Annotated in this window: 9 protein-coding genes and 1 pseudogene; 8 read left to right on the top strand and 2 right to left on the bottom strand. The window is 62.0% G+C overall.

What is annotated here, in order from left to right; translation table 11 throughout:
* From IE158_RS11200 to IE158_RS11185, 4 genes and pseudogenes are all read left to right on the top strand, one after another.
* Nucleotides 1-233: pseudogene (locus tag IE158_RS11200) on the top strand (hypothetical protein); the annotation flags it as partial.
* Nucleotides 234-297: 64 nt separating this feature from the next.
* Nucleotides 298-945 carry a hypothetical protein gene (locus tag IE158_RS11195; RefSeq protein WP_189643792.1) on the top strand — a complete coding sequence of 216 codons (648 nt, stop codon included), beginning with the start codon at nt 298-300 and terminating at the stop codon, nt 943-945.
* 75 nt (nt 946-1,020) lie between these two features.
* The gene (locus tag IE158_RS11190) at nt 1,021-2,700 is read left to right on the top strand and encodes an acyl-CoA carboxylase subunit beta (RefSeq protein WP_189643791.1); all 1,680 of its coding nucleotides are present in this window, start codon (nt 1,021-1,023) and stop codon (nt 2,698-2,700) included.
* Nucleotides 2,701-2,845: 145 nt separating this feature from the next.
* On the top strand, nt 2,846-4,027 hold the full coding sequence (locus IE158_RS11185) for an acyl-CoA dehydrogenase family protein (RefSeq protein WP_189643790.1): 1,182 nt from the start codon (nt 2,846-2,848) through the stop codon (nt 4,025-4,027).
* 238 nt (nt 4,028-4,265) lie between these two features.
* Here IE158_RS11185 and IE158_RS11180 read toward each other — a convergent pair whose 3' ends face one another.
* Nucleotides 4,266-4,796 (bottom strand): hypothetical protein, encoded by a 531-nt coding sequence (locus tag IE158_RS11180; protein ID WP_189643789.1) that lies wholly within the window; start codon nt 4,794-4,796, stop codon nt 4,266-4,268.
* A 232-nt stretch (nt 4,797-5,028) separates the two neighbouring features.
* Here IE158_RS11180 and IE158_RS11175 point away from each other — a divergent pair, with 232 nt between their 5' ends.
* Complete coding sequence (locus IE158_RS11175) at nt 5,029-5,649, top strand: DUF47 domain-containing protein (protein WP_189643788.1); 621 nt, start codon at nt 5,029-5,031, stop codon at nt 5,647-5,649.
* 13 nt (nt 5,650-5,662) lie between these two features.
* Entirely contained in the window at nt 5,663-6,658 is a 996-nt protein-coding gene (locus IE158_RS11170; RefSeq protein WP_189643787.1) for an inorganic phosphate transporter, read from the top strand.
* A gap of 108 nt (nt 6,659-6,766) precedes the next feature.
* Here IE158_RS11170 and IE158_RS11165 read toward each other — a convergent pair whose 3' ends face one another.
* Nucleotides 6,767-8,173 (bottom strand): AI-2E family transporter, encoded by a 1,407-nt coding sequence (locus IE158_RS11165; protein WP_189643786.1) that lies wholly within the window; start codon nt 8,171-8,173, stop codon nt 6,767-6,769.
* A gap of 92 nt (nt 8,174-8,265) precedes the next feature.
* On the opposite strand from IE158_RS11165, the gene murD reads away from it, so the two are divergent.
* Both murD and IE158_RS11155 read left to right on the top strand, forming a co-directional pair.
* Nucleotides 8,266-9,627 (top strand): UDP-N-acetylmuramoyl-L-alanine--D-glutamate ligase, encoded by a 1,362-nt coding sequence (gene murD / locus IE158_RS11160; RefSeq protein WP_189643785.1) that lies wholly within the window; start codon nt 8,266-8,268, stop codon nt 9,625-9,627.
* A complete protein-coding gene (locus IE158_RS11155; protein WP_189643784.1) occupies nt 9,624-10,892 on the top strand; it encodes an FtsW/RodA/SpoVE family cell cycle protein in 1,269 nt (422 codons plus the stop codon). The genes murD and IE158_RS11155 overlap by 4 nt, the downstream gene beginning before the upstream one ends.
* The last annotated feature ends 90 nt before the right edge of the window (nt 10,893-10,982 follow it).

Here is a 10,982-nt window from a genome sequence, read left to right as displayed (position 1 = left end):
AGGGCAGTTGGTGGAGCCAACTGGGGAATTGCAATATGATGCAATCTACACCCGGAAGCTACTTACCGTTCGGTGGGGGTGGGCGCACCTGTCTGGGACTGCACCTGGCGAACCTGCTGCTGAGCGAAATGCTCGCGGCGCTGCCTCCACTCAGGGCACTGAGCGGCAATCCTGCGCCGCTGCCGGGGCTGACGCTGGGGCCGCAGGGGCCGCTGTGGGTCGAGCTGGCCTGAGTGGACAAACAGGTGGTCCGCAGAAAGTGCAGCACCCTACCTGCAAATCACATAGGGTAGAGATATGAAAAAAATGATATTTGCCCTCGGCACCCTGACCCTGGCCCTTACGGCGTGTGGCGGGGGCAACCCAGCTCCTCAACCTGCACCTGCACCGCCGCCCAAGCCCACTGTGACGCTGTATCAGGGCGTATGGGGCTATGCGTACGACCAGAATTATGACGGCATCATTGAGGAAGGTGGAGTGGCTGCGTTCGTAGACGAATTTCAGGGAAACTTTGGGCGCGTAGCCGCCGGAGCTTACAGCAACGAAGCCGAGACCCGCCAGGGAGGCGCTCTGCTCGGACCCATCGCTGGAACCGGACATTTGGAAGCCTTTTTCACCGCCGACTTGAGCGAGAATGTCAAACCCTATCTGATCGCCGCAGACGCTGATAACCAGTTGGGGACCTACCAGGGCTACCCTGTATTTGAAGGCGGAGCGGTGACTACCGATACTGCTGGCAACCTTCTAAGTGAAGGGCTGTTCGTCATGGTGCAGGTATCTACGGACAAACCTGCCTCACTAGAAGCCCAGGCTGCCCTGCAAGAAGAGGCCAACCGCCTCGCGGCCCAGCGCCTGAGCAGCAGCGTCCTATCGGCCCAGGCGCAGCACCCACGCCCAGATTTCGCCGGGTTGCAGCTGAACGGTGCCGAACTGCTGCGCCGCTGACCAGGGCGCGTCCCCGCTGGCCTGCTGAGAAGCCGAAGCGCTCCAGTAGGCCTTTTTGCTACACTCGCTTTACACATGAAATCAGATACTTCGGGCGCAGGGGCCGTGCAGCCTTTGTCCGCGTCATGGCCGGAAGCGCTGCAAGAGTGGCACAGCAGCGCCGAGCAGATGCGGGCGGGGGGCGGGCGGGGAGCGCAGCAGCGACAGCATGACAAGGGCCGCCTGACGGCCCGCGAGCGCATTCGCCAGCTGGTAGATGAGGGCAGCGAGTTTGACGAGCTGATGACCTTCGCTGGCTGGGGCATGTATGAAGATGTGGGCGGCTGCCCCAGCGGCGGCACCGTCACCGGCATCGGACAGATTGGCGGGCGGCCCTGGATGATCGTCGCCAACGACGCCACCGTCAAGGCCGGGGCCTTCTTTCCCATCACGGCCAAAAAGGTGATCCGGGCGCAGACCATCGCGCTCGAAAACCACCTGCCTACCGCCTATCTGGTGGACAGTGCCGGTGTTTATCTGCCGATGCAAGACGAGATTTTCCCCGACCAGGACGACTTCGGGCGGGTATTTTATCTGAATGCCCGGATGTCGGCGCAGGGCATTCCGCAGATTGCCGCCATCATGGGCAACTGTGTGGCGGGCGGGGCCTATTTGCCAGTGATGTGCGACACGCTCATCATGACCGAAGGCTCCGGGCTATACCTGGCTGGCCCGGCGCTGGTGAGGGCGGCCATCGGTCAAGTGGTGGACTCCGAAGACCTCGGCGGTGCCGAGATGCACGCCAGCATCGCCGGTACGGTGGACTACAAGGAGCCGGACGACGCGAGTGCCCTGCGGCGCATTCGCTCGCTGGCCGGGCTGTACGCCCAGGGCGACCTGGCTCCTTTTGCCCGCCGCCGCACCCCCGCCGGGCAAATCCCGTCTCCACAGGAACGTGACCTGACCGACTTGGTAGGCTTTGACGGCTCCAAAACCTACGACGTGCGCGAGCTGATTGCGGCCCTTGTGGACGGCGGGGAATTCCATGAGTTCAAGCCCGACTATGGCGAAAGCATCGTCTGCGGATTTGCGCGGGTGGGCGGCTTTCCGGCGGCGTTCGTGGCGAACCAGCGCACCGTCATCAAGAAAAAAATGAAAGCGGGCGGCGTACCGGGCCTGACCACCCGCATCGAGGTGGGCGGGGTCATTTACGGCGACAGTGCCGACAAAGCCGCGCGGTTCATCTTGGACGCCAACCAAGCAGGCGTGCCGCTGGTCTTTCTGAGCGACGTGACTGGCTTTATGGTGGGCCGCGACTCCGAGCAAGAAGGCATCATCCGCCGGGGAGCCAAGTTGGTCAATGCCGTCAGCAACAGTGTGGTGCCCAAAATCACCATCATTACTGGCGGCAGTTTCGGGGCGGGCAACTACGCCATGAACGGCAAAGCGTATGGCCCGCGCTTCATCTTCGCGTGGCCCAGCGCCAAGTACGCCGTGATGAGCGGCAACGCAGCGGCCAAGACCTTGCTGGACATCCAGCTGGCGGCCCTGAAGCGGGGCGGCTTTGAACCCGACGATGAGGAGTTGCAGCGCCTGTACGACGAGGTCAAAGCCAAGTACGACACCGAACTCGACCCCCGCTACGCCGCCGCCCGCCTGTGGGTGGACGAAATCATTGAGCCGAATGACACCCGTGAGCGGCTGATTCGCGCCCTGGAAGCCTGCGCCCAGAATCCGCGCCAGGAGGAATTCAAAGTTGGTGTATTTCAAGTTTGATTTCTCTTTGCTGGGCGTGGATTGGTTGCAGGGGCTCACAGTCGCATGAAAAGACCTCAGACCGACTCCCTTAGACTCTCCGACTCCCGAATGCCTTAGACCCTTCAACTCACATACTCTTAGACCGTTACCGGAGGTAACTCGTATGCAAAACCCCAATCTGACCCCCATGAACGAGGACCAGCGCACCATCATTTCGGCCCTGCGCTCTTTTCTGAAGAACAAAGTCGAGCCTGGAGCCGCCGAGCGCGACCAGACCGGCGAGTTCCCCATGGCACTGGTCCGCGAACTGGGCGAAATGGGCATCATGGGGGCGCAGACCCCCGAGGCGTACGGCGGCTCGGAGCTGGACACCGCTACTTTTGCGCAGATTATTGAAGAAATCGCTACTGTAGACGGTTCGCTGTGCCTGACCGTCGCCAGCCATAACTCACTGTGCCAGGGCCACATCCTGATTGGCGGCACCGAGGAGCAAAAGCAGAAGTTCTTGCCTGACCTGGCGAGCGCGAGGAAGCTGGGGGCCTGGGGCCTGACCGAGCCGGGCAGCGGGTCGGACAGCGCGGGTCTGCAAACCAACGCCAAAGAGCAGCCGGACGGCAGCTGGATTCTGAACGGCTCCAAGAACTTCATCACCCAGGGCAGTGTGGGCGGCACCTACGTGATTCTGGCGCGCACCGACCCACCCCGCGAAGGCAAAGGCAAGAACGACGGCATCAGCGCCTTTGTCTTTAACCGTGACGAAGTGCAGGGGTTCTCGATTGGCCGCAAGGAAGACAAGCTGGGCCTGCGCTCCTCTGACACCGCGCAGCTGATTTTTGAAGACATTCACCTGCCCGCCGACGCGCTGCTGGGCGAGCGCGGCAACGCGTTCAAGGATGTGATGAAGGTGCTGGACGGTGGCCGGGTGGGCATCGGCGCGATGGGCCTGGGCCTGGGCCGCGCTGCCTTTGAGTACGCCGCCCGCTACACCCTGGAGCGCGAGCAGTTCGGCAAGCCGCTGGCCTACAACCAGAACATCGCTTTCCGCCTGGCCGAGATGGACACCAAGCTGGAAGCTGCCCGGCTGCTGATCCGCAAAGCCGCCGACCTCAAGGACGCCGGGCAGCCCTTTACCATTCCTGTGGCCCGCGCCAAGTACTACGCCACCGTGGTGGGCGTAGAAGCCTGCGACGAAGCAATTCAGATGCTGGGGGGCTACGGCTATATCAAGGAGTACCCGGTGGAGCGTTTCTGGCGCGACAACCGCCTGACCCGCATCGGGGAAGGCACCGACGAAGTGCAGCGCTTGGTCATCAGCCGCGACGTGCTCAAGCGTTTCGAGGACTGAATATGGCTTGCAGTTAACTTATTTTGGCAACACGCGATTAGAAATGACAAATAATGCTTATATGGTGTCATGCGAAGAGATTCAGAGTCTTTTTTGAAGAAACTTGAAGGGTCTATCGTAGTAGTATGGGGTACATGATTCCAAGCTTAACTAAGATAAATTAGAAGAGTAGTAAACCGGAAATGGAGAGGGCAAGATAATCAATATCACCCGCTCCATTTATACTTTGCCGAAAATTTCAAGGATTCCAAAAACTAGATATTTGGCCCCTTAACTTCGTGCCATCATTTAAAAAACTTATCCACCAGTCGTCTATCTGGTTTAGGGTAATAGAATTTCTGAGAATAAGTTGATTTTGCAGGACATAATTCTGCATTTCCCCAACCACTTGAATTTGACTACCTTCGCGTAGATTCCAGAGGCGCACTGGTTCAAAGTTGGTCATGACGCCCGGTGATTCATAAACCTGTTTAGCTCGTAGCACCGGGCAGCCAGAGCTCGCAACATAGTTCACTTCAATCTCGGGCTGGGGAGAAAACCTGTCAAAGGTTAATGTGGTCGGTGTCCTCAGTACCAATTTCGTTTTGGATTCTCGCCCTTTAGTCAGGGAAATCAATCTATCGAGTACCTGTTGCGCTTCTAACGAAGTGCAGTTGCCTGATGGTAAAGGTGCGGATGGCACAGCCAGTTTCCGAACATCGGCCTGAGCAGGCGCACAGGCACTCAGGCACATTATGAAGCATATTAGGGTTTTCCAGCTTTTTCGCATTTACTGAGTATATTTGTCATCTCACTTCGAATTCGGCATTGTCATCACTACGTGAGGGTGCGGCAGGCGAAGGTAGGCTAGCCCTTCTCTCTATCGTCCCTCCCGCCTTTAGCTCGTCAGTCTGCGAAACGGTACCTGAGCGCGGCGAGGGCCACCGCCTTCCACATGACACAGCTGACATTCCCCTGACATACTGGACCGGTTAGGAGACTCAACGATGCTGTCTAAATTCATGCCACAAAATCCGAAATTCGCGGCCAAGTTTGCCGAAAGTGCAAGCAACGCCCACGCCACTGCCCAGGCCCTGGTGGACCTGCTGGAGAACTACACCGATGTGGAGCGCAAAGTTCAGCGCGTGCTGGACCTGGAGCATGAAGGGGACCGCATTGCAGGCGAGCTGACCAACTTGCTGGCCGAGTCGTTCATCGTGCCGTTTGACCGCGAAGACATCCTGTCGCTCAACAACGAACTGGATGACCTGGTTGACGACATGGAGGAAGCCGCCCTCAAGCTGAGCCTCTACGGAATTGAGCAGCCACTGCCGCATATGGCGCAGCTGGCCCGCATTCTGGAGCAGCAGTGCGCCTTGCTGGCCCAGGGCCTGCCGATGATCGAAGACCCCCGGCAAGTTGGGCAGCTGCGCGAGCTGTCGGCCCAGATTCGCCGCCTGGAAGACGACGCCGACACGATTGGTGACGAGGTCGCACGGAACCTGTATACCGGCGTGACCGAGGTGCCGCAGATGATTCTGGCGATGCGCTCCGGCGAGATCGTAGAGCTGCTGGAAAACGCCACCGATCAGGCGCAGCGGGTCGCCAAGACGGTCGAACATATCCTGCTGAAGAACGCGTAAGGGGAGCTGCAACATGGACGCGGCACTTCTCGGCCTGATCGCCATCGTTACGCTGGCGCTGATTTTCGACTTTATCAACGGCTTTCACGACACTGCCAACGCCATCGCCACCTCGGTTGCCACCCGCGTGCTGACACCGCAGCAGGCCATCGCCATGGCGGCGGTGCTGAACGTGGTGGGCGCACTCACCGGCACCGCCGTCGCCAAGACCATCAGCTCGGACATCGTGCCGCAGGAATACGCCACGCTGGAACTGGTCGGGGCGGCCCTGATCAGCGCCATCATCTGGAACCTGTTTACCTGGTGGAAAGGACTGCCCAGCAGCTCCAGCCACGCGCTGATTTTCAGCCTGGTGGGGGCCGGAGTCGCGGCGGGCGGCTGGGACATCATCATTCCCAAAGGCGTCGTCAAGACCTTGCAGGGCCTGTTTTATAGCCCGGTCCTGGGCTTTATCACCCCCATCATCCTGATGGCCATCGTGTCGTGGCTCTTTTTGCGCTGGATGAAACCTGCCGCCGTCACCCGCAATTTCCGGGTGCTGCAAATCCTGAGCGCGGCGTTCATGGCCTACTCGCATGGCCGCAACGACGCCCAAAAGACCATGGGTATCATTACCTTCGCGCTGAGTGCCTACTTCGGCACGCAGTACGACCATGTGCCGCTGTGGGTGATTCTGTCCGCCGCCACAGCCATGGGTCTGGGCACCGCCATGGGCGGCTGGCGCATCATCAAGACGATGGGATTCAAGGTGGTGGACCTCAAACCCGTGGACGGCTTCGTGGCCGAAACGAGCGCTGCACTCATTATTGACGGGGCCTCCACGCTGGGCATTCCGGTGAGCACCACCCACACCATTTCGAGCTCCATCATGGGCGTGGGCACCACCAAAGGCTTCAAAAAAGTGAAGTGGCAGGTCGCGGGCAAAATCGTGCAGGCCTGGATTTTTACCATTCCGACCTGCCTGGCACTGGGCTGGGCTGTCTACCGGCTGATTCATCTGTTCAACTGAGTCCCTGCTGCCGGGCTGCCTCTAGGCAACCACTTGATCTGAGCAAGGAAATGGGCGGGACTCCAGTGCAGAGTCCCGCCCGCCTCTTTGGCTTGGCCGCGGCCCGCTTCAGAAGCGGCGCGGCTGCACTGGCTCCTGCGCGTCAGGCTCATCTGACGCAGCAGGTTCTCCCGCTTGCCCAATCTCTAATTGCCCAGCCTCTGGTTGCCCGGCCACTGGCTGACTCGAAATCACCTGGACGGCTGGGACCGCGCCACTTTCGGCACCCCGCCCCACCACTTCTGAGTCCAGCAACTCTTCCACCTCCTGCATGGACAGCTTTTTGTCATTCCCGGTCTGGGCTTTTTTGGCTTCAGCTTCAGCTTTGGCCGCTTTTTCGCGCTGCTCTCTCAGGATGTCCTCGCGCTCCTGTTCGCGCTCCATCTCCTCGCCCACATCGCCGCGAATCAGGGCCTGGGCCACCTCATCCGTCACCTCGGGCCGGGTGTTGCCCGCCAAATAGAAGTACTCGTACACCGCCTTGATCACGATCAGGAAGGGCACGGTCAGAAACGCGCCCACAATGCCGAATACACTGCCAAACAGCAGCACGCCCACCGTGACCGACAGCGGATGCATCCGCCCAGCGCCCCCCAGCAAAAAGGGGGCCAGGATATAGCTTTCCAGCTGCTGAAAGACAACAGCGAAGACAGCAACGTAGATGGCCTTCTGGGGGTCGTCAATGGCTGTGAAGAGGACCGGCGGAATCCCCGCCAGGATGGGGCCGACGTTGGGAATCAGTTCGCCCAGCGCGGAAAGCACCCCGAACACCAGCCAGTTCTCGACGCCCAGGAAATACAGCCCAGTCGCCATAATCACGCCAGTCGCCAGCATGATGGTCAGGGTGGCGCGTCCCCAGGCCCCCATCTGCACCAGAATCTGCGCCAGGGTGCGGGTGGCCTTCATGCGGTGTTCGGGCGGGAAGGCGCCCAGCACGCCGCCGATCAGCGGCGCGGGATTGCTCAGCACAAAAATGACCATGACCAACGTGACCACACCGGTAAAGATCAGCCCGACGGCCCGCGCGGCCCAGTCCAGCAGCGACCCGGCGGAAGCGCTCAGCCACTCGGTCAGCTGGGCCTGAAACTGCCCCACCCGCTCCGGCTGCACCAACGGAGCCAGCTGCGGATAGCGCTGGGCCAGCTTTTCCAGCTGAACCTGCGCTTCGCCCACCGTGCCCGGGAGGTTGTCCACCAGCCCCGACAGCTGCCCCACAATCGGCGGCAGCGCCAGCGCACCCAGGCCCAGAATCCCGCCCAAGAGCAGCAACACGGTCAGGATGGCCGCTGCACTGCGTGGTATCCAGCGCTCGAAGAAACGGGCCACCGGGTTCAGGGCCGAGGCCAGCAGGACCGCCAACGTCACAGCCAGCAGCGACGTGGTGACCTGACCAAAAAAGTTCAGGGCCAAGGTGGCGGCCAGCACCGCAAATGCTGCGGGCAACAGGTTGATCACCCGGACATGGCGAGGATTCATGGGCTTTATCTTGCCAGATCACTCCAGCAAAAGAGCTCGCTTTTGGTGCGGCCCCATCCCCCCCGCCCGCGCAGACGCGTAACATAGGCACCGTGACTGACCGCACGCCGCCCACCTCTTCTCATCCTCATTCTGCTCCCCCCTGGCTGATCTACGGCCTGGGCCGCAGTGGGCGCGGGGTCGCCCGCTTCTTGCACGCCGAAGGACTTCAGGCCGAGTGGCTGGACGCCCGCCCCGGACCGGAAGACCACGCCCTGATGCAGGAGCTGGGCTTCGCGCCGGGCGCGGTAGACCGTCCCTACCGCACTGTGGTGGCCGCTCCCGGCGTGCCGATAGACCACCCTGACCTGCTGGCCCTGGCCGCCCAGGGAGCCGAGATCATCGGGGAAGTGGCACTGGCCGCCCGGCAGCGGCCCAGCGTCATGCTGGTGGGCGTGACCGGCACGGCAGGCAAAGGCGGCACCACCACGCTGACCGCACAGCTGCTGCGGGCCTGCGGCGTGGCCGCGCTTGAAGGCGGCAACATTGACCCGCCGCTGCTGGACGTGATTGACCGCTGCGAGGCCGCAGTGGTGGAGCTGAGCAGCTTTCAGCTGGAGCGGATTGCTGCTACGCGCTTTCCGGTGGCGGTGATGACCAACCTGGGGGTTGACCACCTGGACCGCCACGGCAGCGTGAAGAGCTACCACGCCGCCAAGCTGCATATCGCGGACGGGCAGGAGCCAGGCGACCTGCTGCTGCTGCCCCCAGCCGACACCCTGAGCGGCGAACACCTACGCCCGCTGCTGGCCCGGCCACAAGTTCGGCACTTTGAGCCCCACCGCATCGCTCTTGCAGATGGCACCCCTGTGCTGGACGCCGCTGACCTGCCCGCCGGTGTTCACCCGACCAACGCCGCCGCCGCTGTTCTGGCCGCCGAAGCTGCTCTTGGCAAGCTGGGCCAGAGGGTGCCCGATCTGTCCGGTACGCTGGCGCAGGGGCTGCGGCAAGCCCGGCCACTGGGGGGCCGCTTTGAGGAAGTGGGCCGCTGGCGAGAGGTGCGCTTTATTGAGGACTCTATTGCCACCCGCACCATCGCGGTGCAGTCTGCACTGGAGCAGGCCCGCCCGCCGGTGGTGTGGGTTGTGGGCGGACGCGACAAGGGCGCTGAACTGGCCCCGTTGCGTGACGCTGCGCAGGGCCGGGTGAGGCATGTCATCGCTTACGGCGAAGACGGCCCGCGCTTTGCCCAGGAGCTGGGATTTCCGCAGACCACCGTAGCGGCGCAGGACGGTCAGGCCGCCATGACTGAAGTGGTCGCCCAGGCTGTCCGCCACCTGCCCGAAGGCCAGGGCACTGTGCTGCTGGCTCCTATCGGCACGTCTTTTGATCTGTTCGCCAACTATCAGGAGCGCGGCGCAGCTTTCCGGGCGGCAGTGCAGACCTGGATCAGCGGGCAGGAGGAGCAAGCATGAACCTCCCGCTGCTGGTCGCTCAGATTCTGCTGCTGGTGCTGGGGCTGGTGGGCGTGGCCGCGGCCAAACCTGGTCTGGCCGTCGAACACGGCCTTAAGGCGCTGCTGGCGCTGGGCATCACCCTGGGCGTGGCGCAGCTGCGGCCCAAGGTATTTCTCAGGGGCGGCGTCTGGCTGTGGCTGGGCTCACTGGTCCTGCTGGTGCTGGTGCTGTTTATCGGGGTGGGCACTGAGGAAAGCACCGGCACCCGCCGCTGGCTGGACTTCGGGCCGATCCGCTTTCAGCCGTCGGAGGTTGCCAAGCTGGGGCTGGTGCTTCAGCTGGCCTCGTTCTTTGCCCGCCGGGGCGTGTACAAAAAGCTGCTGAGCGCCACCGCCATGATTCTGGTCACCACGCTGCTGATTCTGCTGGAGCCGGACCTGGGCACCGCCGTGCTGACCTTCGCGCTCGGTGTGGTGGTGATGTATTCGGCGGGCGTGCGCATCACCAACATCGCGGCCTTTTTGCTGGGCCTGGGGCTGCTGAGCCTGCCGTTTATCAGTGTGTATCTGGAGCGCAATCCTTACATTCAGGAGCGCCTGTTCGGCCACACCGAGCGCGAAGAGGTGCTGGAGCAGGGCCTTGATCAGATTGGCAAAGCCCACCGCGACCTCAGCAATGGTGGGCTGTGGGGCCTAGGCCCGGATGCGCCACGCTTTGATCTGTTCGCCGCCCACACCGATCTGGTGATTTCGTCCATCGGCTTTAGCTTGGGCCTGGTGGGCGTGCTGACGGTCCTGTTTGCCTACTGGCTGATTGTGCATTCGTCGCTGAAGATTGCGCAGCAGGCGGCCCGCGTCCGGCCTCTGAGCCCCTCGGTGCATGGCGCGGCCATTCTGGCGGTGGGCTGTATGTTCCTGATTGTGGGCCAGGCGATGATCAACCTGGCCGTCGCAGTAGGATTTTTGCCAGTGACTGGGATTCCGCTGCCGCTGGTCAGCTACGGCTTTTCCTCCATGCTGGTCATGGGTGCGGCGCTGGGCATCATTCATTCCGCGCAGCGCGAGGTGAACCGGGGCCTGGCGGAAATGGCTCAGCAGCGGGCCGCCCGCCACGTCGGAGCCCAGCCGGAGCGGGCCGTGGGCGCAGTACCGCCCAGCGAACTGCCGGAAGAAGGGCTGGAGCCCGCCGGAACTCCACTTGCGCCAGAAGGTTCAGACGACTGGGAGGACACGGACGCCGAACCTCTTGGCCCACGGCCACCACAGCGCCCCGCATCTTCCTGAAGAAGGAGAAAGAAGCCCGGCTGCCATATCACAGGGGTAGCCGGGCTCTCTTTTGGTCGGTTTTGCGTGGTATCAGAAGAGGAAATCAGC

It is taken from the genome of Deinococcus piscis (genome assembly GCF_014653275.1).
GTDB classification, from domain to species: Bacteria; Deinococcota; Deinococci; order Deinococcales; family Deinococcaceae; genus Deinococcus; species Deinococcus piscis.
Note: the sequence above shows the minus strand (reverse complement) of the source record. Positions and strands in the feature narration are given on the sequence as shown.